Annotated in this window: 22 protein-coding genes; 8 read left to right on the forward strand and 14 right to left on the reverse strand. The window is 48.7% G+C overall.

What is annotated here, in order from left to right; all coding sequences use genetic code 11:
- Window positions 1-155 precede the first annotated feature (155 nt).
- From H8730_RS03275 to H8730_RS03300, 6 genes are all read right to left on the reverse strand, one after another.
- Window positions 156-611: a YwiB family protein gene (locus H8730_RS03275; protein WP_177713556.1), complete on the reverse strand. Its 456-nt coding sequence runs from the start codon at window positions 609-611 to the stop codon at window positions 156-158.
- Window positions 612-625: 14 nt separating this feature from the next.
- Window positions 626-1,429: a glutamate racemase gene (gene murI, locus H8730_RS03280; RefSeq protein WP_177713557.1), complete on the reverse strand. Its 804-nt coding sequence runs from the start codon at window positions 1,427-1,429 to the stop codon at window positions 626-628.
- Between the two features lie 13 nt (window positions 1,430-1,442).
- Window positions 1,443-2,501: a D-alanine--D-alanine ligase family protein gene (locus H8730_RS03285; protein ID WP_177713558.1), complete on the reverse strand. Its 1,059-nt coding sequence runs from the start codon at window positions 2,499-2,501 to the stop codon at window positions 1,443-1,445.
- 153 nt (window positions 2,502-2,654) lie between these two features.
- Window positions 2,655-3,476 (reverse strand): hypothetical protein, encoded by an 822-nt coding sequence (locus tag H8730_RS03290; RefSeq protein WP_177713559.1) that lies wholly within the window; start codon window positions 3,474-3,476, stop codon window positions 2,655-2,657.
- Window positions 3,477-3,513: 37 nt separating this feature from the next.
- Window positions 3,514-5,400, reverse strand: coding sequence for a DUF4838 domain-containing protein (locus H8730_RS03295; protein ID WP_177713560.1), 1,887 nt, complete (start codon window positions 5,398-5,400; stop codon window positions 3,514-3,516).
- Between the two features lie 182 nt (window positions 5,401-5,582).
- Window positions 5,583-6,014: a hypothetical protein gene (locus H8730_RS03300; protein WP_177713561.1), complete on the reverse strand. Its 432-nt coding sequence runs from the start codon at window positions 6,012-6,014 to the stop codon at window positions 5,583-5,585.
- Between the two features lie 399 nt (window positions 6,015-6,413).
- Between H8730_RS03300 and H8730_RS03305 the strand changes: the two genes are divergently transcribed.
- Both H8730_RS03305 and H8730_RS03310 read left to right on the forward strand, forming a co-directional pair.
- Window positions 6,414-6,836 carry an Hsp20/alpha crystallin family protein gene (locus tag H8730_RS03305; RefSeq protein ID WP_177713562.1) on the forward strand — a complete coding sequence of 141 codons (423 nt, stop codon included), beginning with the start codon at window positions 6,414-6,416 and terminating at the stop codon, window positions 6,834-6,836.
- Window positions 6,837-6,860: 24 nt separating this feature from the next.
- Entirely contained in the window at window positions 6,861-7,310 is a 450-nt protein-coding gene (locus H8730_RS03310; protein WP_177713563.1) for an Hsp20/alpha crystallin family protein, read from the forward strand.
- 106 nt (window positions 7,311-7,416) lie between these two features.
- Here the strand turns inward: H8730_RS03310 and H8730_RS03315 are convergent, their stop codons facing one another.
- The 5 genes from H8730_RS03315 to H8730_RS03335 all read right to left on the reverse strand — a co-directional run bounded on the left by H8730_RS03315 (window position 7,417) and on the right by H8730_RS03335 (window position 13,524).
- Entirely contained in the window at window positions 7,417-8,049 is a 633-nt protein-coding gene (locus tag H8730_RS03315) for a D-sedoheptulose-7-phosphate isomerase (RefSeq protein ID WP_249289371.1), read from the reverse strand.
- 51 nt (window positions 8,050-8,100) lie between these two features.
- Complete coding sequence (locus H8730_RS03320; RefSeq protein ID WP_249289374.1) at window positions 8,101-9,045, reverse strand: ROK family protein; 945 nt, start codon at window positions 9,043-9,045, stop codon at window positions 8,101-8,103.
- Entirely contained in the window at window positions 9,036-11,348 is a 2,313-nt protein-coding gene (locus H8730_RS03325) for a glycoside hydrolase family 2 protein (protein ID WP_177718783.1), read from the reverse strand. The genes H8730_RS03320 and H8730_RS03325 overlap by 10 nt, the downstream gene beginning before the upstream one ends.
- A gap of 130 nt (window positions 11,349-11,478) precedes the next feature.
- Window positions 11,479-12,303, reverse strand: coding sequence for a helix-turn-helix transcriptional regulator (locus H8730_RS03330; RefSeq protein ID WP_249289406.1), 825 nt, complete (start codon window positions 12,301-12,303; stop codon window positions 11,479-11,481).
- Between the two features lie 78 nt (window positions 12,304-12,381).
- Window positions 12,382-13,524 carry a uroporphyrinogen decarboxylase family protein gene (locus tag H8730_RS03335; protein ID WP_249289378.1) on the reverse strand — a complete coding sequence of 381 codons (1,143 nt, stop codon included), beginning with the start codon at window positions 13,522-13,524 and terminating at the stop codon, window positions 12,382-12,384.
- Window positions 13,525-13,631: 107 nt separating this feature from the next.
- Here H8730_RS03335 and H8730_RS03340 point away from each other — a divergent pair, with 107 nt between their 5' ends.
- The 3 genes from H8730_RS03340 to H8730_RS03350 all read left to right on the forward strand — a co-directional run bounded on the left by H8730_RS03340 (window position 13,632) and on the right by H8730_RS03350 (window position 15,956).
- Window positions 13,632-14,429 carry a helix-turn-helix domain-containing protein gene (locus H8730_RS03340; protein ID WP_177718777.1) on the forward strand — a complete coding sequence of 266 codons (798 nt, stop codon included), beginning with the start codon at window positions 13,632-13,634 and terminating at the stop codon, window positions 14,427-14,429.
- Window positions 14,430-14,508: 79 nt separating this feature from the next.
- Window positions 14,509-15,309: an AraC family transcriptional regulator gene (locus H8730_RS03345; RefSeq protein ID WP_177718775.1), complete on the forward strand. Its 801-nt coding sequence runs from the start codon at window positions 14,509-14,511 to the stop codon at window positions 15,307-15,309.
- A 113-nt stretch (window positions 15,310-15,422) separates the two neighbouring features.
- Window positions 15,423-15,956: a GNAT family N-acetyltransferase gene (locus H8730_RS03350; RefSeq protein ID WP_177718774.1), complete on the forward strand. Its 534-nt coding sequence runs from the start codon at window positions 15,423-15,425 to the stop codon at window positions 15,954-15,956.
- A gap of 17 nt (window positions 15,957-15,973) precedes the next feature.
- On the opposite strand, the gene H8730_RS03355 is transcribed toward H8730_RS03350, so the two are convergent.
- The 3 genes from H8730_RS03355 to H8730_RS03365 form a co-directional block, all read right to left on the reverse strand.
- Window positions 15,974-16,159, reverse strand: coding sequence for an NUDIX hydrolase (locus H8730_RS03355; RefSeq protein WP_177718773.1), 186 nt, complete (start codon window positions 16,157-16,159; stop codon window positions 15,974-15,976).
- A gap of 120 nt (window positions 16,160-16,279) precedes the next feature.
- Entirely contained in the window at window positions 16,280-16,921 is a 642-nt protein-coding gene (locus H8730_RS03360; RefSeq protein ID WP_249289381.1) for a hypothetical protein, read from the reverse strand.
- Window positions 16,922-17,110: 189 nt separating this feature from the next.
- Window positions 17,111-17,620, reverse strand: a complete 510-nt coding sequence (locus H8730_RS03365; RefSeq protein ID WP_177718771.1) for a GNAT family N-acetyltransferase — start codon at window positions 17,618-17,620, stop codon at window positions 17,111-17,113.
- 260 nt (window positions 17,621-17,880) lie between these two features.
- On the opposite strand from H8730_RS03365, the gene H8730_RS03370 reads away from it, so the two are divergent.
- The 3 genes from H8730_RS03370 to H8730_RS03380 all read left to right on the forward strand — a co-directional run bounded on the left by H8730_RS03370 (window position 17,881) and on the right by H8730_RS03380 (window position 22,058).
- The gene (locus H8730_RS03370; protein ID WP_177718770.1) at window positions 17,881-18,510 is read left to right on the forward strand and encodes a TetR/AcrR family transcriptional regulator; all 630 of its coding nucleotides are present in this window, start codon (window positions 17,881-17,883) and stop codon (window positions 18,508-18,510) included.
- Between the two features lie 75 nt (window positions 18,511-18,585).
- The gene (locus H8730_RS03375) at window positions 18,586-20,316 is read left to right on the forward strand and encodes an ABC transporter ATP-binding protein (RefSeq protein ID WP_177718769.1); all 1,731 of its coding nucleotides are present in this window, start codon (window positions 18,586-18,588) and stop codon (window positions 20,314-20,316) included.
- Window positions 20,313-22,058 (forward strand): ABC transporter ATP-binding protein, encoded by a 1,746-nt coding sequence (locus H8730_RS03380; RefSeq protein WP_177718768.1) that lies wholly within the window; start codon window positions 20,313-20,315, stop codon window positions 22,056-22,058. Before H8730_RS03375 ends, H8730_RS03380 begins: the two co-directional genes overlap by 4 nt.
- Window positions 22,059-22,060: the final 2 nt, after the last annotated feature.

Raw genomic sequence — 22,060 nt, forward strand, 5'->3', positions numbered from 1 at the left:
CGCCCTCCTCCCACCGCAGATTTGTTTCGAAATACAATCCGGTGTGGGATCCCTTCGTTTCGGTATACAAAATTTTCAGCTTCCTTTCCCATACTATGGGAAAGCCCCCTGGTCTCCCAGAGGGCTTTCCTTCTATCCCCGTCCACACAGGGGGCTTACGCCAAATTCACTTTCTGCGTGTGATCCGCCACATGGATGGTAATCTTATTCGCGCCGTTAAATTGATTGTTGACTTCCAAGGCATAGTCGATGCAAATCTGGAGCCTATGTTCATCCCGCTGGATCTTCACTCTCCGGGTGGTGATTCCCATCTCCATCATCCCAAAGGGCGTATTGTAATACACGCGACTCTTCTGTCCCTGAATAAACGTCATCTGGGTCCCTATGCTTCCCATGCGCGACAACGTCACTTTGCCGTCCTCCAGTTTAACCGTGGCGCGGGTCTCCAATGCCGGATCATTGGGGTCCAGGAACTCCGAATAGGTGAGGTAAGTCTTACCCCCCTTTTCATAATACTGTCCAGGGGAGACAACCTCGATTTCCTGTGGCTGCCCCTCCTCATCTCCAACTCGGTGCATTCCCACTATGGATACGACCACATTTTTCTCCATGCTGTTCCTCTTTCTTAATAGTTCTCAATGGCAATTCGCTTAACCGGCATCATCGGCGAGTCTAAAATGACTTCCGCCAGACGCTGGAACTTTTCTGTGCTGTCACTGGCGTAGAAGCGTACGCTCCCTTCCGCGTTCTCCGCCAGCCGTTGGTGGCTGATCAAAAAGGATTTCATTAACAGGGCCGCCTCCTGGGAGGGATCAACCAACGTCACCTGCTCGCCCATTTCCTCTTGAATCAGACCCCGCAGGAGGGGATAGTGGGTGCAGCCCAGGATCAAGGTGTCCACGCCCTCCTCCTTCAGAGGGATCAGATATCGATGGATCACTTCCCTCGTAACCCCATCGTCAAACCAGCCCTCTTCCACAAGGGGAACAAAAAGCGGACACGCTTTACTGAATACCTGAATCTCCGGGTCCAGCCCTGCTAACAGCTGTCCGTACGCGCCCGATGATACCGTCGCCTCTGTCCCGATCACACCGATCCGCTTATTTCTCGTCTTGTTGGCCGCCGCATGGGCCCCAGGTTCCACCACGCCCATGATGGGAATGGAGTAGCTGGCCCGCATCTCCTCCAGGCTGTTGGAACTTGCCGTCCCGCAGGCAATGATCACGGCTTTTACATCCTGCCCCAGCAAGAAACGCATAATCTGGTGGGAGAACTGAATAATGCTCTGCTTCGATTTACTGCCATAGGGGAGTCTTGCCAGGTCCCCAAAATACACGATGCTCTCCCCCGGCAGCATTCGCCGCATCTGGCTCACCACTGTGAGCCCGCCGACCCCGGAGTCAAATACGCCGATTGGTCTTGCATCCACTCTACCTTCCTCCTCACCGCGATAGACTTAGACGGATCAATTCATCCACCAGCTCTGAAATGGGCATTCCCTCCGCCTGCCACAGCATGGGATACATGCTGATTGACGTAAATCCAGGAAAGGTGTTGATCTCATTGAAGACAACCTCGTTTGTCCCATCCTCCACAAAGAAATCAACTCTGGCCAAACCTGCGCCGTCGATGGCGCGGAAAATCCGGACAGCGCAGTCCTGTATCCGCGCCACCGTCTCCTCCGGGAAATCCGGGTGGAGCACCGTCTTGGAATCCGCATTGTGATATTTCGCATTGTAATCATAAAAGTCTGCCGCCGGCAAAATTTCTCCGATGCCGGAGGCCTTGGGGTTCTCATTTCCCAGCACAGCGCATTCCACCTCGCGGCCAACGATGGCTTCCTCCACCATGACCTTGCGGTCATGCTGCGCAGCTTCCATGAGGCCTCTCGACAGTTCTATAGAATCTCCCGCTTTGCTGACGCCCACGGAGGAACCCGCCCTGGAGGGCTTGATGAAGACAGGGTAGGAGAAGGTCTTTTCCACCTGCTCAACCGCTCCGCCTGTGCCGGCCAGCAGTTGGGAAGCCGTAAACTCCAGCCAGCGAGCCTGCCGGATGCCCAGGGGCTCCACCAGGCGCTTAGCCGTCAGCTTATCCATGGCGACCGCAGACGCCAATACGCCACAGCCCACGTACGGGATCCCGGCGATCTCCAGGAGGCCCTGAATCGTCCCATCCTCTCCCATCAAGCCGTGGAAGACAGGGATGACCACGTCAACATTCAACCGGATTACTTCCTGCTCTCGAAAGATGATCAGCTTCCCGTCGGCAGCGCCTGGCAATAGAGCGGCCGCCGGCATGGTCCGGTTTGGAATCCGATCCATATCCAACTTTGACACATCCCCATTGTATAGGCTCCACTGCCCATCCTTCGCCACATAGACCGGGTATAGATTGTACTTTTTCGAATCCATGGCCTCCATGATCGTCTTAGCCGACAAACAGGAGATCTCATGCTCTGAAGATTGCCCCCCAAATAACACAACAACATTTAATTTCATATTTTACCTCCAAAATCTGACTGCCATAAGGCAGTCTCCCCCCCAGGGAAAATTCACTTACCACCATCCTATGCGGCTCGCGCTTTTCCTAAGACAATATCATATCGTAATTGCTCACAAAAATCAACCTTTTTTCTCAGGAACAGCCATGCGCTATTCCAGCACGCTCCTGGACAATATTTCCTCATCGCACTTCTGTGTCAGCTCCTCCGTGGTGGCCAGGACGTAGAAAAAAATGCTGGTGTTCCACTCATCAAAATAGCGCCCGTAGACCAAGCCTTTCATGGGGACCGGCTGGAATTCCTCCGAGACAGGGTACGCCGGTGTGCCATACTGCAAGTAGGACTGGACAAACCCCGAAGCTCTATGGGCCGCCCCGTTAACCGTCAGATCGGCCTCCACTCTGGACCAGCCATCATATCCCAAGTAGGATACATTCTCTGTCAGCTTCGTAATCTGCCAGTCAAACTGTTTGTCCGCATCCGGCAATCCAAAATCATCCAGCACTAGCTCCCAGAAGTCAAAACAGGGGACTAGCGCCGTCTGGTCCAGATCCAGCTTGCCGTCGGTAAATCCAAAGGCACTGCCGTCCTCCCGCTGAACCAGATACGCGCCATAAAAGCTATTGTAGTAGGGAGACGCCGGATCAAACAGGCGGCTGCACCCCTTTTTCATGGAGAAGGCCGGGAAATTATACAGAATTGTCAGTTTGACCCCTGGGTCCTGAATGAATCGCTGAAAGGGCTCGCTGGCGTTGAAGGTCATGACAAAGGGATACCAGTCTGTCTCCCTAGTGGACAATCCCCCCGGAATTTTGAGGCGGATCCCCTCCTGTCTCATGAGACTCTCCTGGCGATGCATCCCGCTGTAGACTGACATGACCGTCAGACTGCGCACAAAGGGAAATAGCGGGCTTACGACAAAAAGAATGAGACACAGACCTACGGCCAGCATGATTCCAAGTTTTTTTTTCATGTCAGTTCCCCCAAAATCTTTGTCCCTCAATGGCTGTTTATTCAAAGAGATACCATTGATCAGGGATATAGTCTGAGTCCGTATTGGTGACGGGGATCGCAATGCCATATCCCGGGTCATTGTGGGTAAAGGAATCAAAATGGGACGCCATATACGCCAGCTCGCCAGTTGGATCCTCATAGGTCTGAAAGCGGGAGTACGCTTCCCTTGTGGCGGTCGTGCTGTCAGAGACCTCGAGATCCGTGTACCGGAACGCCATGCGCGAAAGGCGGATGTTATTTCTCGCGGTTGTATTCACGGTGACAGCCAGCGCCTTATCAAACAACCCGTAGACAAGCTCCCTGTCGATGTGTTTGATCATATAGGCGCCTGCATGGCCGATGACCTCCTGACCATCTAAGGTTTTTTCCATCAGCCGTATGGCCTCTGCCACATACTCGCCCCCTTCCCCGTAAAGGCTTGAGATGGCCTTTAGATTATCCTCCATGGAAAGGGAACTGTCATAGGCTGTCCTGCCGAAGGTATAGAGATTGAAAAGATTGTTCCAGATGTTGAAGCACTCGATCTGAGTGCCGGAACCCGAGATGCCAACCTGGGAAAAACGCTTCCAAATGCTCTGCACCTCGTCCGCCATGGGGATAATTCTCTGGCGTCCAGGAAAAACGCCCATATAATAATCGTAATACACAACGTCCGCGCCTGCGTCTTTCCAGGCCAATAGGTTGTCCTCGAATGCTGTTTTGGATAAACAGGAGCCGTCAGGCTTTCCACAGCAGCGCTGCCCGTCTGCCGCCCAGGTAGCCTCGTCGATCAGCAGGCTGTTCTGCAATGTCTCCCCCTCTGGATATTCCCACAGGTCCACATACACAAGCATGTCGATCTTCACCGTGGGATAGACGGCACTGACGCGCTTAGCTACCTCATTCTGGAAATAGGTGTAATTCTCCACCTTGCTGTGGCGGGCGCACTTTTCGCAGCGACACTGCTCCCAGATTCCGTCGTTTGGCCAGAAGGCGATAATGTCGACGATGGGGTTTTGTCCAATCCAGCTGATCAGATTCTCAGATACCTGCGCGATGCACTCCTCGTTCCGGCTGCAATAGATCCATTGCCCAGTGTGGTCCTCCTCACTTAGCGGGCTGTAGCGGGTGCCATCGGCGTTGAGGCGGTAATACTCCGGATGGGTCTGGGCATAGTGCTCAGGAAAATATTCGTTTCCAAAATAAGGAAGCCACATCCGGGAGGATTCATGGTGCCCGACGCTCATGCGGATGCCTCTCTTTTCAATCTCCTCACAGAGCCCCGTTTTCTTGTACGCCTCATATACACTTGCCCACGTCAAAATGCGGTTGTAGCGATTTTTGCACATCCAGTCGATGAAGGGGAGGTTCAGCTGGTGATACGGATTTCCCGCCGCCTCGCCGTACTGAATGATGGCCGCGCGGTAGGGCCTGTCTGCCCCCGCTTTGATGTAACAATCATCTTCAAGCTGAAGGCTTTCATATTTCGGTATCATCTCCCCCGCATTGACTGTCGGGGCGCTGTATGCGGCAAGGGAGCAGCCAAGGTATCGTTCGAGAAATTCATATACGCCGTACACCGTCCCCCTCTGCCTGTCGTCAAAATCGCCCTCGCTTCCGGCGATGATTGCCACGTTTCCGCTGATTTTTATATACATCCCTTCCGCACCCGGCAACAGGGAGGAGAAGGAATGAGAATCCACGTACTGGGCACAGACAGCGTTGCGCCCCGGTCCGCCTATGACAATGTTATTGACCGTATCCGAAATATGATCGGCGCTCTGTGTCTCGATCTCCAATGAGAGTTTTAGATATTTAGACAGTTCGTCCGCGGCAAACTGCTCCCTTGTCTTCGCGTCTGATGGCAGAATCACGTGCGTTTCAATCCCTTTTGTTAGCAGCATTTTTGATGTCTCCTTTAGAGTCGAATCCCCTGTTTCATGTCGGGATTATTCTAACACAGATGAAGAGAGAATACAAGGAAGAGAGATTCATATTATAGCACAATAATTCAAAAATGAGGATAAAAAAATCAGGTATCCTAGGATACCCGATTTGAAACTGGAGTTAGAAAAATGTAGCTGTCTCAGGCCTTAAAGGACTCAAACATTTCAGAGCCAATTTTCTTCGCAAACTCCAAGGCTTTGTTGATATCATCCTCCGTTATCTTGCCCTTTCCGATGACGCCCTTGTGATTCTCAAGTCCCAAGGTCCCCGCAACATTGACGCCATTGCTGTTAAACAGAGTCCTCAGCTCATCAAATCCCTCATTTCCTGTCTTTGAGATCTCGATCAGCGCTACGTTAGCGGTCTTGTTCGTATCCATCTCCTTCAAAAATTCCAGAAATTTCTTATCTAAGGCCCCATGCTTTTCGTAGGCGATGAAGACCAGCTTCTCTTTATTGCACTGGTAGGCAGGGGGAATCTGATCACATTTGCAACGAAACAGCGAACTCAATTTATCCGCAATGACCTGTGCATGTCCATATTTGTTGAAAAACAAAACCTGTAATTTCATTACTGCTCACTACCCTTTCACTGTTTTAAAAGTATACGTCGGATTAACGTATGAATATTATATAAAATAATAGTTATAGTCTATCATAATCCTATGGAAAAGTCAAAGCTTTAGATGTAAACAAATCATGAATCATTTTTGAATGACTGACCCGCTTCCGTGTAAGCTGCCACTCGCCGCCGCAACTTTCTCTGATAAATTGAATAAAAACTTCAAAAAAACGCAAAATAAAAAGAGAAAATAAGATTTTCTTCTTCCATTGGCTTTTTCCGGTTATAGTACCGGATATTACAACTTTTTTGGATTTGCAAATATATTTCGCATGATGTATTATATAATCAAAGTTACGAATTAAGTAACTCGATAAAATTAAGCAATAACTCATCGGAGGTGTTCAATATGTTTGAATTGAGTTCAAAGAGGAAGAGTCATCCAGTATCCCTGTGGGAAGACTTTTTTGACCGGGATTTCTTCGCTCCCACCGGCGCGGGCCAAAGCAATTTCTTGAACGCCGATGTCAAGGAAACGGATGACACGTATGTGATTACCATGGATATCCCTGGCATGGACAAAGATTCCATCCACATCGACTATGACAACAATCAGTTGACCATCGCTGGGGAACGGCAGGAGGAGCATAGGGAAAACAAGAAGGGCTATATCCGCCAGGAGCGCAGCTTTGGATCCTTCAGCCGCTCTTTCTACTGCGACAACATTGATCCCAATGGAATCAAAGCTGCTTTCAAACACGGCGTGCTCACGATTACCGCGCCTAAAGTTACGGAAGATGTTCCCAACAAATATCATATCACCATTGAATAACATTTACTCGAGGAGGCATTTATCATGAATGAACTGAGTTTAAGAAGACGGCACAGCAACCCCATCAGCTTGTGGGAAGACTTTTTTGATGATTTTGACAAGAACTTTTTCTCGCCCTTTGTGGGCTCTGCGTCCACATCCAATTTTCTGAAAACCGATATTGAGGAGACTGATACGTCCTATATTATAACCATGGATATCCCTGGCATGGACAAAGATTCCATCAACATCGACTATGAGAATAACTACCTTATCGTATCCGGCGAACGGAAATCTGAATCCGGGGATAAGGATGATAAAGGCAATTATATCCGCCAGGAACGCAGCTATGGATCCTTCCGCCGCTCTTTCTACTGCGAGACCATCAAACCGGAAGATATCAAGGCCAACTTCAAAAATGGCGTCTTGACCATCACGCTGTCCAAGAATACGCCGGAGGAACCAAAAGCACACCGGATTGCAATTGAAGGCTGATCCGTTATGATAGGCCGCTCTACTGACTTTGTAGAGCGGCCATTTTATTGTAACGAAGGAAGGACTCGCGTTGTCTCATATCCTATCCTTAATTTCGAATTCCTCCTCACGCACAAGAATAAAAATGTGCTTCCACTGCTGCACATAGGGCGTGATAGACCGGCAGCGTCAGCTCCTGAACCTTGAAAGTCTCTGTCTCTGGCAGTGCAATGGTGCACTGGCAGAACTCTCTCAACTTGCCGCCGTCAGCTCCGCTGATTCCAATTGTCCCCATTCCCAGAGCGCTGGCCACCTTGATTGCCTGCACAACATTGCGGGATGTGCCGGATGTGCTGAGACCGATCAGCACGTCCCCAGGACGGCCGTATCCATAGACCTGCTGCGCAAATACCATGTCCGCCGCTACGTCATTGCTAATGGCCGTATTCAGCGCTGTCTGCGCGCCGAGAGAAATGGCCGGCAGGCCTTCCTGCAAATGGTCCGCCATCCAGGCCCCATCGCCAAAATTCTCGGCTAAGGTCTTCCGAAATGTCTCCCGAATCGGACGCTGCAATAAAAAGCCTTTCATTAGTTCCCCCACCATATGATCCGCGTCGGCCTGACTTCCCCCATTCCCGCACAACAAAATTTTTCCTTTCCCTTCATAGCAGGCGATCATCATCGCAGCCGCCTGCCGGACATCTTTCCGGCAGGCCTCCAATACCGGATATCTCTGAAATACCATGTCTAGATGATTCACATAGACCCCCTTTCTGCGGTGCTTATGTCCACGACATAGCTCCGCCCTACTTTACAAGATTGCCAGGCTCAACGCCGCATAATCTCCAATCTCATCCCCCAGACCTGCCGGGACGATGGAGCAATCCGCTAGACTCTGGGGCAGTGCTTCCTTGGCCAGCTCTCTCATAATTCCAGGGAACATCATATCCCAGCACCTGGCATACACGCTTCCTAAAACCAGGATCTGGGGATTCAGAAGATCGACCAAAATGGCTAGCCCCCTCCCCATCCACGCCGCACTCTCTTCCAGTACGGCTCTCGCCGTCTCATCTCCGGCCCTAGCCGCCTGAGCGATGGATTTCGCTGTAAGGCTGTCCAGATCTTTGATGTCCTGAACCCGCTGCGACTTCCGCCCTTGCTGCAAGCCCTCCAGATATCGCAGCCTCCCCAGTTGCGCAATCCCCCCGCCGCTACAGAAGCCTTCAAAAGAACCAACCTTTCCATAGCCGGCCGGTCCATAGTTTGATAGCCGGATATGCCCCACCTCACCTGCCATGCCACTGGTTCCAGAAATCAAATGGCCGTTGATGATGATACCGGCACCTAATCCCGTACCACACGTCAAAAAAATTACATTCTCCGCACCCTTAGCCGCGCCAAATTTCCATTCGGCTACAGCACAGGCGTTGGCGTCATTCTCCAATCTGGCAGGCACGCCATATCGCGCCTGTAATTCCTCGACGATGGGGACATTCTCCCACCCATATAAGTTCGGAGGATTCAGAATCACACCGGTGCGGCTGTTCAGCGGCCCACCGCAGCTGATGCCGATGGCTTCGGGGTGATATGTGCTCATCCACGGATCCAGAATCCCATAGATCGTTTCAAGGGATTGGCCCGCCGCTTCCGTGGTAAATATTTCCTTCCGGATCATTCGCAGCTCGCCGTCTTCCTGAATCTGTCCCATCAAAACCGCGCATTTCGTGCCGCCAATATCCAGCCCTGCTATCTGCATGGATATCCCTCCTGTATGTCAAACCCTTCAAATGAGTACAATTGGGCTTCTTTCAGACAGCGGATGTACCAATCGAAGGAGATCGGTGGATGGAACGACAGGTAATGGTTGCACCCCGTTGTCTCCCCAAACGACCATCGAAGAATATAAAAATGATCCTCCTTGGGCTGTGCCATGCGGGCCACTTCGACGCTGGAATCCCCGGAAACCGCCACCTCCCCCTGTAGCACGATTTCATGAGTTAGGGCGTCCTCCACGGTGTAGGCCGCCTGTGTTGAGGCTCGCATGTCACTGACACCGGACAGAATCAGTTCGCCCTCATCGTCCTTCATCATAAAGCAAACCTGTTGCTGCGCTGCCTGGATGTACCAAAACGCGATCTTCTTTCGGAAATAATAGTCCACCACCGCGTCGGAAAATTGCGGCCAGTTATCCATGATATTCCACCATATGATTCCGCTCGTATGACCCTTCCCCATTCGAAACTTTTCGATAAAAAATTTATCTGCCTCCGCCTGAGAAATCTGACTCATAGCCGCATACTCCGCCAGGTTCCGGGGCTTCGTATCGAAGAGGTACTGAATCTGATCCGTCATCAAGCCGATGCGGTATGTGTAAGACCCCTTCATGACTTCTGGCGACGCGCTGTGGACTAACCATTGCCGGTTTTTCTCCGGAGGCCAGAGATAATCCGCATCGATAAATTTTGCGACGCTGTCCGGAGAGGGACATCCGTGATAGCCAACTTCGCTGGCAAAGCAGGGGTTGGCGCTGCGGTAGAATTCCCCCTTAAAATAATCCCGCGGCCCCCAAATATGCTGTTCCGGCGTCTCCCGAATTTTCCCCCTTTGGTAGGCCTGATCTGATACATACGGAGAGCTCGGAAGATATGGCCGCGTCCCGTCGTGGGCATACAACACCTCCGGCAGTACCTTCCGCGTCAGCAAGTTGCCTTCAGGATTGCGCCGGGGCCTGATCATAACATCGCATTCATTGTCACCCGCCCATAAGCAGAGACACGGGTGATTCCGAAGTCTCTTCACCACCGCTGTCGCCTCTTTCCTGATCAGGGACTGGAGCCGGTCATCCTGTGGATACGTCCCGCAGGCCATTGTAAAATCCTGCCACACCATTAGGCCATATTCATCACACAGGTCATACAAGAGGTCATCCTCATATACGTTGCCGCCCCAGCAGCGAATGGCATTGCACCCTTCCTCCACCACCAGCCGCAAAATATCCGGGATTCGCTCCCTGTCGCGGCTGTGAAATACATCCGCCGGGACCCAGTTGGTTCCCAACAGGAACACTGGCTCCTGATTAATATAAAATTGGAATTCTCCTTTTCCGTCCTCTTCTAAGATTTCGGAATTCCGCAATTCCACCGTTCGGAATCCATATCGGTATTGTATCGTATCGACGATCTCATCCCCATGGCAGAGGGTCAGGGTAATATTGTACAGGTTCTGCTCACCTCTCCCTCTCGGGTACCAGATCCGGCAGTCCGGCACATGAAAGTGGAGGATCCCGGACGAAAACCAGAGTGCCTCCTCCGCTGCCGTAAATACGCTGTCGCCACAGCGCCCCTCCACCGCAATGCTATACTCCTTGCTGTTATCCCGCCCAATGGCGACGGAATACCGCAGGCTCGCCTGCACCGCCTTCGACTCCGCATCCAGGCTATCTACTGTTATGTAGCTTTCTTCAATATAGCGGCTCTTATCTTTTACGATATATGCCTCCTTCCAGATACCTGCGGATACCGCTCTCGGTGTGATATCCCACCCAAACATGTGGGGCGCTTTGCGGACCACCAGGGATTCAAAATTGTACCGAAGGGCTGTCGCCCCCATGGGAATGGGATATTGCCGCGCCTCAAGGCATACAGGCTTGATGTGGATAAAAATTTTGTTCCAACCTTTCGCGATCTCAGAGAGAGGAAAGGTGTGGGCGATCAACATATTGTCGCAGGAGCCAATCCATTCCCCATTGAGAAAGACATCCGCTATGGTGTCCACGCCCTCCAGGACTAATTTCCCGCGTCCCTCGCCATCCCATTGAAATATGCCCTCATAAAAAACATGGCAATCCTCCAGCTCCTGCAATTTTAAAATCCCGTCCCCGCGGAAGGGATCTGTGATCACGCCGGCCCGCATGAGGTCCAGCTCAAAGTTTCCTGGGACCTCAGCCGGATAGGCCGCCCCTCCCGCCTGGAGCACCTGCGAAAACGCCGTAAACTCCGACCTAACCTCCCCGTCGTGGAGAATACTCATCCTCCACCCTTCAATCTGTATTGTATCCATCTGTAGCCTCCTTATGCGATCTGGCATAATACTAATATTATAAATGGTGGAAGATCGAAGCGAAATAGAGAATTCTGCCGTTTTTTTATAAAATTATGCCAACCTATCATAGGCTGGCATTCTTGGCATTCTATCGGCTTTTCATCATGGCGCGATACTGGGTCGGCGTTGTGGCAATCACCTGTTTGAAGATGGCAGAAAAATAATACTCATTGGTAAATCCCACCTGCTTTCCAATCTCCCCCACTGGCATGTTTGTCTCCGCTAGTAGGCGTCTAGCCTCTTCAAGGCGGATTGCGTTCAATTTCTGAATGACTGTCTGGCCGGTAACGGATTTAAAGATTCTTGCCAAATGACGATAGCTGACGTTCAGCGAGTGGGCGACCTCGTCCACGCGGATGTTCTGCGCATAATACTGAGACAGATACAGGAGCGCCTGATTGACCAGCGCTTCATCCTGAGAGTAGTCGAAAGGCATACGGCCCCCCGGATCAAAGGTGGCACAGATCCCAAGCAGAAGCTGAATCAGCGTCCCCCGTTTAGACCATTCATTGTTAAGGGGCTGCGCGCCAAAAATACGCTCAAATGGGTATCGCCCCGGCGATGGGTGAGGTTCCGATAATATCTTCGCCACCTCCCCCACGGGCTCTAGACTCCAGCGCAAACAGACGCCATCGTCTCCTATCCCGTTGCAATTTCGGTGGCTGTGAATCATACCAGGTGGGATTAAAAAGAACTGTCCCTTTTGGCTTAAGAATTCTGTATCCCCCAGGGTCGTATAGAGGGCCCCCTCCTGCAAGTAATTGAATTCATACCATGGATGGTAGTGGGGCTCATTTGTCCAATCCTTTGGGTGTGCGGCATCGATGACGTCCAGAAGGATGAAGGTCGAGCCGTCAAAGCGGATCGGTTTGCCGATCAAACTGCGCAGCGCAAACGCTTGCCTTTGCACCATCACATTCCTCTCTCCTAACAATTTGTATGAGAATAGTGTACCGTAAATTCCCAAAAAAGGCAAGCCCCAAGCAGACTGTTAATTTGCGTATTCGAGCAGGCGTTTACGATAGTGCATATAGTTTTCAAAGGAGACTTCCTCCGGAACACCGTGATCGCAGGTGGGTATATAGCCGCCTCGTCTTCTCATCGCCGGCAAAATCGAATCCAGATGGCGGTCGATGGCCTCCTTGCCCTCGGCCAACACGCGCTTATCGATGCCACCGGAAATGCGCAAATCGGGGTGCTGCCGCCCCACAGCGACTACATCACAGTCTGAGGCCACTTCAAAAGGGCTCATGGAGTCAACTCCGATACTTTTGTACAGATCAATCACATCGAGACAATTGCCATCCGTGTCGATCTGGAAATGAACCTTGCGGCTCTTGTCCAGATTGCGCCGCTTAATGTTGGTGTACAGCTGCTGGTAGTAAGGAAATAGGAATTCTTTTATCATATCGGGGGAGATCAGCGATCCACTCTTATAACAGATATCTTCTCCAAGGAACAATTCATCGATACTCACGAACCGTTGATGGTAGGCCGCGACCGCATCCGTCAGTTCAAACCAGGTTTTCATACAGTCGTGGATGAGCTCCGGCTCGTCATAAAACTTATACAGCACATCCTCTGGCCCCATGAGGCTGCGCAGATACATATAGCCGCCCACTGAGCGTTGGACAACAAATTTTCCCACTTCCGCGCCTGCAATGGCGGCTTGGATTTCTCCCGCTTGCCGCTCCATGCGCCCCTCTGTATTGGGATTCAGCCTCCACTTCACACGCTCTTCCCACGTGCGAAAATCCTTGACAGGATGATCCACATATTCCGGCATGAACCCGCTGCGTCGCCCTTTAAAACACAGCACGCTGCGTCCCGAAGTATCCTGGACCAGCTCATATTTCCCCCGGTCCTCCAGCACCTTCACCTCAAAGGCCGGGTATAATGCACCCTCGGTCCACCCAGCTCCCAGCAAAGCCACCGTCGCGGGCTCATCATAGCCGAAAGTCTCCTGAAGATACCGCTCATAGTCGGCGACCTCACTTCTTGGTCTAAGGTATCCCTCTTCAATCCAGCGATCCAGCACATAATAGCCAAATTCTTTTTGATAGATGGGCGCGTCCGGTGTTATATCGTAGAAAGCACGCATTTTTTCCACTGCCTGCGACAAATGATCTTGCATGTCCAATTCCTCCATGATAGAATATTGATACGATATACAATACCGCATCTGCCCAGAAAAAAAAATGGCAGAAACAGACGAAAATATATATATTTCGGAGGCTTCCCGTGTTCACTGACTACTGCTGCACGTATCCCCCTGTCATGTCAGGGCCAGTCGGCGTTATGAATATTTACTATATACAAGCCGATGAATCCTACAATGTGGTCCATATCCCTGTGGACGATCATTGGGTAATGCTCCACACCATTAGCGGCTCAGGTCAACTGCGGCTGGAAAAGCAGAGCTACAACCTGGCCGCCGGCGACCTTCTCCTCTTTCAGTCAAGTACGGATTTTTACTATCATTGCCCTGGTGATGCCTGGGAATTCTGGTGGTTTGAATTCACCTGCCCAAGCCCCGGCGCTTTTTCCGCAGGCAATTATCACGTGCCCCATGATGCCACGCTGCAGATCCTGTGCCGCGAAAGCCTTCGCTTCATGAAATCAAAGGATCACCTTGCCGCATCCTCCCTTTTTCTCGCGTACCTGGAGTACGCCTTGGCGTCGGAACGCCACCGCCAGGACGCGGATCACCTTTTATTCCTGGATCGCGTGCAGCAGGCAGACTCCTATATCCGGCTCCATCTGCGGGATGTAACCGTTGCCTCCTTGGCAAAACATCTGTGTATCCATCAGCGCACGCTCCAGACAAGCTTTCTGCGCTGTACCGGGCAATCTCCTTCCCGCTACATCCAACAGATTCGGTTGGAATATGCGGCCTACTATCTGCAAAATACAACCAAAACTATAGGCGAACTGTCCCTCGATCTCGGATACTCCAGCCCCTTCCATCTGAGCAAAGCCTTCAAACAGCATTACGGCGCCTCGCCCAGCGAGTATCGGAAATCTCTGTGGAAAAATTGAACTTTTATCTTTTCATTTTGCGGGATCTGCTGTAAAATAGGGATAGACAAAACAGAAACTATCATAGGGGTATGACGAAATGCACTATATCGATAACTGTCTGGAAGAATGCAACGTCAGTGTGGTAACCGCTTCCCTGACACAATGTGCAGGAAACTGGCAGGAATTAAATTACGTCCCTTCCTACAATAAATTCTACTATATTGTAAAAGGCGAGGGCGAATTGACCGTCGCCGGGCAAGCCTATCACCCCACGGCCGGTCAGCTCTTTCTCATGCCCGCCGGCGTTTTGCAATCCTATCGCACGACGGATGGCCCTCCCTATTACAAATATTGGTGTCACTTTCAGGCAAAGGTGGGGAGCCGGAATCTCTTCGATCTGATCCAGACGCCCCTTTGCGTTACGGTCTCTGACTCAGACCGCCTCATGGGGCTCTTTGAATCGCTTATAGACGCCATGTCCCGCGAGACGTACACCTCGCGCCTGTATGCGCGCGGCATTGCCATGGAGATTTTAGCCGCCTATCTGGACGCAGCCGCCGCTGTCACCTGCCCCAACGGCGATGTGGCAGAAAAGCTGTCCGCCGTCATCGAGTACGTAAACATGCATTTATCGGAGGAGATCACGCTGGAGACACTGGCCTCCCTGGTTCATTTTCATCCGAATTATTTTATTCGATTTTTCAAACAAAATCTCGGCGTATCCCCCATGCAGTATGTCTCCAGAGCTCGGATCGAACATGCCAAGCTCCTGTTGAAGACCACCGACAGAAAAATCGCGGATATTGCCGCACTCACCGGATTTCACGATCTGTTTTATTTCTCGCAGCGCTTTAAAGAGCAGACAGGCTTTTCCCCGACAGACTTCCGTAAACTATAAAAAATAGTAATTTGTTTTGTGACGTCAAAATAAGGTAATACCATAATATGTGATGGAGGCTGGAGGATGCGCATTAAATAATCCTCCAATATTAAAATCTCGGAGGAAATAAAATGAAAATAATCTATAATGATTTATGTATTAGAAACGCAGAGGGAAAGGATTGTGAACAGCTTGCAATCTGGTGGAATGACGGAAGTGTTATGGCTCATGCAGGGTTTCCGAATGGACTTGGAACAACAGCTGAAAAGATTAAAGAGCAAATTGCTAATGATAGTGATACCGCAAAAAGACTACTTATTATTGAATATAGAGGAACATCAGTCGGTGAAATGAGCTTCTATGTTCATGAAGGTAAAAAGGTCGAGATAGGAATCAAAATTTGTAATTCAGATTTTCAAGGAAAAGGCCTAGGAAGAGTAATATTAAGTATGCTTATCGAAGAACTGTTTAGTATGGGTTATGAACTTATTTTTTTAGATACCAATGTAAAAAATACAAGGGCGCAACATGTTTATGAATTGTTAGGATTCAAAAAAAAGCAATACAATGAAAATTCATGGAAGAATCAATTGGGAGAACCGCAGACTTCGATTGATTATGAGCTAAGAGCATCTGATTTTTGCAATGCTAAATTGATTGGTTGAAGCAAGAAAATCCCAATTTAGGCGCGAGTTAAAGCAACAGAAAACTGGAAGTTATAGGTATCCCTGCGCCTTGCTTCTTCTATCAGTTTCGGTTGAATCAACGGATATGTCCAGTTTTCCACAAGTTGTTCCGTCATGAGAATTCTTTCAATTTCACTGTGTAATTCATTTTCAAAAGACAGAATATTTGCAAAGTAAAGCATTCCATAACTCTCTTTACCATCAAAATTATCTGGTGCGGTGACGGAATATACACAAACAGGTTTTCCCCTTGTTTTTGTCCTTACAAGCCGAAACAAGGGAAACGATTGTTGAGTGTCCAACTACTTTTTCGATGGGGAATCAGCCCTCGGCGTTTGCATAAATCTATTTATTTCTTGATCAAAAAACACATCCAAATTCTCGGGAGTATTACCACTAACAATTACATCTGTAAGTGTACGTACCATATATTCTTCAAAAGCATTCAATATTCCCGATTCATCATTATTAAGATAATACGAAGTATCAATATCGAGATTAGTAAGGCCACAACACAAAATTATGTCTTTCCGGTTCTCAACAATAGGGTGTACTATATGATGAATAAATTCGTGTATTATAGCTTTTTCGCTCAGCGAACCTGAACAAATTATAAAAACATTATCTTTTAGGTGATAATCTGCGGAATACACACACTTTATTGGATTAAGAACGATCTGTATATTCTGAATAGGCGACTTATACTTTTCCTTACAAAGTGCAAGGATATTCCTAATTCTTCTCAACTCTTTTTTGTATTTTAGATTTTGTTCTACTATCCAATCATTTTCCCATTTAAAATAATAGCTAAAGCTATTACTTTCCAAAACGTGTTTTAAGGCTTTTGGAAATTTTATAATCCAATCCCAAAATAATTGGTTTCTTTCTATGTCTGATATATTTTTTGCTGACATAATACTGTTTTTATACGCATTAAAATCCACGAAATGTTCCCGAGACAAATCAATATAAAAGGTGGCTGTTTCCAGCATTGCTGCTCTTGGCCAAAATGGATAAACTTCACATGTATTTTGCTTCCCTTGTTTTTGCCCTTAAAAAGTTCGGTGGCAACGACAATTTCAAGTGAAAGCGTATAAAGAGAGAAGGCGAACAAACTGCGATAACTTTACTTTTCAAAATATATACTCAAAGAAACAGCCTGTAAATATAATTGGATTTCCTTGTTCATCATCCACAAAGCTTCCTTTACGTTTGTCTACTATAGAAAAGCCTGTCTTCAGCAGTAATTTAACTGATGGCTCATTTTCCATTGCTGTACCAGAAATCAGTTTATGAACATTCAATACCTTGCGTGCGTATTGCATTATTTCCAATACAACTTCATTTGCGTACCCTTTGCCTTGATATTCGGTATGTATGCAATAACCAAGATTTCTTGTGTGTTCATCAATATAATTCAAACTAACAAAGCCTACAATCTTCTTTGTTGACTTTAGCTCTATTGCCCAAAATTCTTCTGAATCCTTAAAGAAAGACAATAGTCCTCTTATGCTTTCATTATCTGTAGGAAACTGCTCATCATAAACAGAGTATTTTGATTTCATTTTGTCACAAATCAGATTTGAGAAGTCTTGAAAATCATCATCGGTAAATCTTCTAACAATAAGACGATTTGTTTCCAAATTTATCGAACCTCCTGTAACTTTTACATTTTCAACTTATTGGACAACTTCAAAATTGCTGCTCTGCTTGCATTGAAAAAATTATAGCACAAAGATGTGAATATTTCTACGGTTTTATATTTTGAAATATACAATCAATCTTCATATAGCAAACCCAAGTGTAATGCGCAATTTAAAATATCTCAATTTTTATTGACAGAAAAGGATCGCTATGCTATACTGATAACGTTGTTATCAGATATGTTATCAGAGGTGAACAGATGTCCAACGCAGATAAAACGATCGGTCCTAAAATATTGGACTGCGCTAAAGCTGAGTTTCTGGAGAGAGGATTTGTGAATGCATCCCTGCGCCGGATCTGTGCCAACGCAGGGGTTACGACCGGTGCGTTGTATAAGCGCTACTCTGGCAAAGAAGCACTGTTTCAGGCATTGGTTCAGGATGTGGTCGATGACATTGATCGGGTTGTTGCGGACAGAAGCATCGACTACACTGATCCGGCGCTGTCTGACACTCAACTGTACAACATGTGGACCTTGACAGAAGACTATTTAGATTGGTGGTTTGATTTCCTTTTTGATCGGAAAGACGGATTTACCCTCCTGCTCAAATGTGCGGAAGGTACACAGTATCAAAACTTTCAGCACGATCTTGTGGAAAGAATCTGTAAGGAAACCTATAAGTGCTACCGCGCAGCTGCGGAACGGGGGCTGGCCAGGAAGGATATTTCCCTCCGAGAGCTACATGTTCTGACTACCGCTTTCTGGAGCACGATGTACGAGCCGTTTATTCACGACTTTACCAACGAGGAAACCCGCCTTCACTGTTATCTGACGACACAATTTATCGACTGGCATAAGGTTCTTGAATTCCGGGAACCGCAGGCATGACGCATGGCGTTCTGCGATTCCCGTTTTCTTCGCCTGCAAGTTAGCAATAGCTAACTAATATGAAAGGAGCCGCGTATGTTCAAAAAAGTCAAACCCTACATGGGGGAGTACATGAGCTACACGAAAAAAGCAATTCTATGTGTCTGTATCGCCATCATTTTCAGTGTACTTCCGTACTTCTTCCTATATCAAATCATTGCGCCTCTGATCGGCGGACAGGAATTGTCCTTGACCAAAGTTGCGATGCTCATAGCATTTACAGCTGTGTGCATGGCAGGAAATGCGTTGTTGTATGTAAAAGGACTTAGTTATTCCCACCACAGTGCGTACAACACACTGAAAAACATCCGCATTTCACTCCAAAAGAAATTGGAGGCGCAGCCGCTTGGCGCGATCCGTGAACTGGGCAACGGGCGCATCAAAAAGGTGTTCACTGACGACATTGAAACCATTGAAATTTTGCTGGCACATGCGATTCCGGAGGGTATCGCAAACCTGCTCATACCGGTTATTGTAATCCTTGCCATGTTCTTTGTCGACTGGAAGCTGGCACTTTTATGTATTGCGGCTCTTCCCATTGGTATGTTTGCCATGGGAATGATGTTTAAGGCGGGCACGGCAAAAATGGGAGCGTATTATGCGGCCGGAGCCAAGATGAATAACACCATCATCGAATATATTAACGGCATGGAGGTTGTGAAGGTCTTCAATCGTGATGGCGAAAGTTATGCCCGTCTTGAGAATGATATAACCTCCTATCGAGATTTTACACTTGCCTGGTATAAGGTGTGCTGGCCCTGGATGGCTCTGTATTCCAGTATCATTCCCTGTATCGCACTGTTTGCCCTCCCTGTTGGCGGATGGTTTGTTTTACAGGGGTGGAGCTCTCTGGCAGATTTTATATTGATCCTCTGTATGTCCTTTGCGGTGGGGACACCTGTTCTAAAGGCGCTGAGCTTTGCAGGCAAGTTTCCGCAGCTCAACTACAAAATCGACGAACTGGAAAAGCTTATCGACAACCCGCCTCTAAAACAGTCCGAACGAGATTTTGAGGGAAGCAGCCATGGTATCCGTTTCGAGAATGTCCATTTTTCCTACAAGGATACAGAAGTACTCCACGGTATCGACCTTGCATTGAAGGAGGGGCAAATGACCGCCTTGGTCGGCGAAAGCGGAAGCGGCAAATCCACTCTTGCAAAGCTACTGGTTCACTTCTATGACTTGAACGGCGGGCGCATCACTCTGGGCGGTCAGGATATCCGTGATATGAAGATCGAGGCGCTGAACGATCAAATATCCTATGTGTCGCAGGAGCAGTTCTTGTTCAACACCAGCCTGTACGAAAACATTCTGATTGGACGCCCGACTGCATCCCGTGAGGAGGTTCTTGAGGCCGCGAGGCGCGCCCAGTGTGATGAGTTTCTTGCACGCGTCCCGCAAGGCATCGATACTATGGCGGGCGATGGAGGAAAGATGCTGTCCGGTGGTGAGAGACAACGTATTTCTTTGGCGAGAGCCTTGCTAAAAAATGCTCCTGTGATTGTTCTGGATGAGGCTACAGCTTTCATCGATCCGGAGAATGAAGAAAAGATGAACGCAGCGATTTCCGAAGTGATTGCCGGAAAGACGGTCTTGGTTATCGCCCACCGCTTACATACGATCAAAAACGCAGATAAAATCTGTGTTCTGAATCAAGGAAACCTTGCAGCAGAAGGGACGCACGATGAACTTCTCCGATCTTCCGATGAATACCGTCGCTTGTGGAAAGCTGCGGAGGAAAGTGCAGTCTGGGAGGTGAGAGCATGATCAGTTTAATATTCCGTGTCTTACGAGTGGCAGATGGCTATCAGGGACGAATCCGTGGAGCAGCTGTCCTATCTTTCCTGAAATCATTTTGTGCAAAAGCGCCGTTTGTCGTTGCCTTTTTCATGATTTCCGCTTTTCTCGACGGCACAGTGACTAAAACTACCTGCGTGTTTTCTGGGATTGCACTGGTTGCGTGTATTATAGTCCAAAGTCTTCTTCAAAACGCCGCCGACCGACTTCAATCTGCTGCTGGTTTTGAGATTTTTGCAGACAAAAGAAAACAGCTTGGTTCCCATCTGCGCAAATTGCCTATGGGGTATTTCACGGAGGGCAACATCGGGAAGATCAGTTCTGTTCTCGCCACCGATATGCTGTTCATTGAGGAAAACTTGATGATGGTTCTTGGAGACCTGATGAGCTATCTTTTCTCAGCAGTGATTTTCGTCATTATGATGTTCGGATTTAATCCTTGGATGGGGCTATTGAGTCTGGTTATTACGCTCATTATGTATGCGATCGGCGAAGCTATGAAATCAAGCCAGTTGAAGTACTCCGACGAACGACAAGCCGCCAGCCAAAAACTGACGGAATCCGTGCTGGACTTTACCGAGGGAATCGGAATCATTAAGACGTATAACCTTCTGGGAGAAAAATCGAAAACGCTGACGGATAGTTTTGTATATTCCTGTGAGCGCAATCTGGAATTTGAAGAAGGTCATGCGCCTTGGGCTCGTGCCGTGAACCTAACTTACGGTTTGGGCAGCACCGCCATGCTGGCTTTGTCGTGGTTTCTGTATCAGAATGGGGCCATGAATATCGCTACGTTTATCGGCTTCCTGTTTTTTACGTTTGAGCTGTTTGGACCACTGAAAGCCTTCTATGGGCAGATAACACGCTTGACGGTTATGAATGCCTGTCTGGACCGCATTGAGGCGGTATTTGAAGAAAAGGAACTCTGTGACAACGGAAAGGATATTCTTCCCGACAGCACCGATGTCCCGGAGATCGAATTCAGAAATGTCACCTTTGCATATGACAAACGAAATGTGCTGAATCATGTGTCCTTTACCGTGCAGAAAAATACGATGACAGCATTAGTCGGACCTTCTGGCGGCGGTAAATCTACGATTGCCAGTTTGCTGCCCCGTTTCTGGGATGTAAAAGACGGCAGTATTCTTCTGCGGGGCAAAGACATCCGAACGGTTCCACTTGCATCTTTGATGGAGAACATCAGCATGGTGTTTCAGCGGGTCTATCTGTTCCAGGATACGGTTTATAACAACATTGCGATGGGGCGCATGGATGCCTCCGAGGAAGAAGTATATGAAGCCGCAAGGAAGGCACGATGTTATGACTTCATCATGGCATTGCCGGAAGGCTTCCAGACAGTGATCGGTGAGGGTGGCGCATCTCTATCCGGCGGCGAACAGCAGCGGATATCCATTGCCCGCTGTATCCTAAAGGACGCTCCCATTGTTATTTTGGATGAAGCGACTGCCAGCGTTGACGCAGATAACGAGAGCCAGATTCAAGCTGCCATCAGCGAACTTGTACAGGGAAAAACTTTGCTGGTTATCGCTCACCGGCTCCATACCATCGCAAAGGCTGACCAGATTCTTGTTATCAAGGATGGTAAAATTGCGGAACAAGGCAATCACGAAAGTCTGATTGCAGCTGAAGGGCTTTATCACAATATGGTACTCAAGAAAGCGACTGTTAAAGGCTTTCAAAATAAGGTATAAGG

The sequence above is a fragment of the Bianquea renquensis genome (assembly GCF_014384895.1).
Taxonomy (GTDB): Bacteria; Bacillota; Clostridia; order Lachnospirales; family Bianqueaceae; genus Bianquea; species Bianquea renquensis.

Bases quoted from the DNA above. Each gene is read 5' to 3' on its own strand.
- H8730_RS03285 (WP_177713558.1), bottom strand. From the start codon at position 2,501: ATGAAATTAAATGTTGTTGTGTTATTTGGGGGGCAATCTTCAGAGCAT.
- H8730_RS03305 (WP_177713562.1), top strand. From the start codon at position 6,414: ATGTTTGAATTGAGTTCAAAGAGGAAGAGTCATCCAGTATCCCTGTGG.
- H8730_RS03335 (WP_249289378.1), bottom strand. From the start codon at position 13,524: ATGCAAGATCATTTGTCGCAGGCAGTGGAAAAAATGCGTGCTTTCTAC.
- H8730_RS03345 (WP_177718775.1), top strand. From the start codon at position 14,509: ATGCACTATATCGATAACTGTCTGGAAGAATGCAACGTCAGTGTGGTA.
- H8730_RS03295 (WP_177713560.1), bottom strand. From the start codon at position 5,400: ATGCTGCTAACAAAAGGGATTGAAACGCACGTGATTCTGCCATCAGAC.
- H8730_RS03300 (WP_177713561.1), bottom strand. From the start codon at position 6,014: ATGAAATTACAGGTTTTGTTTTTCAACAAATATGGACATGCACAGGTC.
- H8730_RS03380 (WP_177718768.1), top strand. From the start codon at position 20,313: ATGATCAGTTTAATATTCCGTGTCTTACGAGTGGCAGATGGCTATCAG.
- H8730_RS03350 (WP_177718774.1), top strand. From the start codon at position 15,423: ATGAAAATAATCTATAATGATTTATGTATTAGAAACGCAGAGGGAAAG.
- H8730_RS03310 (WP_177713563.1), top strand. From the start codon at position 6,861: ATGAATGAACTGAGTTTAAGAAGACGGCACAGCAACCCCATCAGCTTG.
- H8730_RS03320 (WP_249289374.1), bottom strand. From the start codon at position 9,045: ATGCAGATAGCAGGGCTGGATATTGGCGGCACGAAATGCGCGGTTTTG.
- H8730_RS03375 (WP_177718769.1), top strand. From the start codon at position 18,586: ATGTTCAAAAAAGTCAAACCCTACATGGGGGAGTACATGAGCTACACG.
- H8730_RS03275 (WP_177713556.1), bottom strand. From the start codon at position 611: ATGGAGAAAAATGTGGTCGTATCCATAGTGGGAATGCACCGAGTTGGA.
- H8730_RS03370 (WP_177718770.1), top strand. From the start codon at position 17,881: ATGTCCAACGCAGATAAAACGATCGGTCCTAAAATATTGGACTGCGCT.
- H8730_RS03355 (WP_177718773.1), bottom strand. From the start codon at position 16,159: ATGCTTTACTTTGCAAATATTCTGTCTTTTGAAAATGAATTACACAGT.
- H8730_RS03325 (WP_177718783.1), bottom strand. From the start codon at position 11,348: ATGGATACAATACAGATTGAAGGGTGGAGGATGAGTATTCTCCACGAC.
- H8730_RS03290 (WP_177713559.1), bottom strand. From the start codon at position 3,476: ATGAAAAAAAAACTTGGAATCATGCTGGCCGTAGGTCTGTGTCTCATT.
- H8730_RS03330 (WP_249289406.1), bottom strand. From the start codon at position 12,303: ATGGTGCAAAGGCAAGCGTTTGCGCTGCGCAGTTTGATCGGCAAACCG.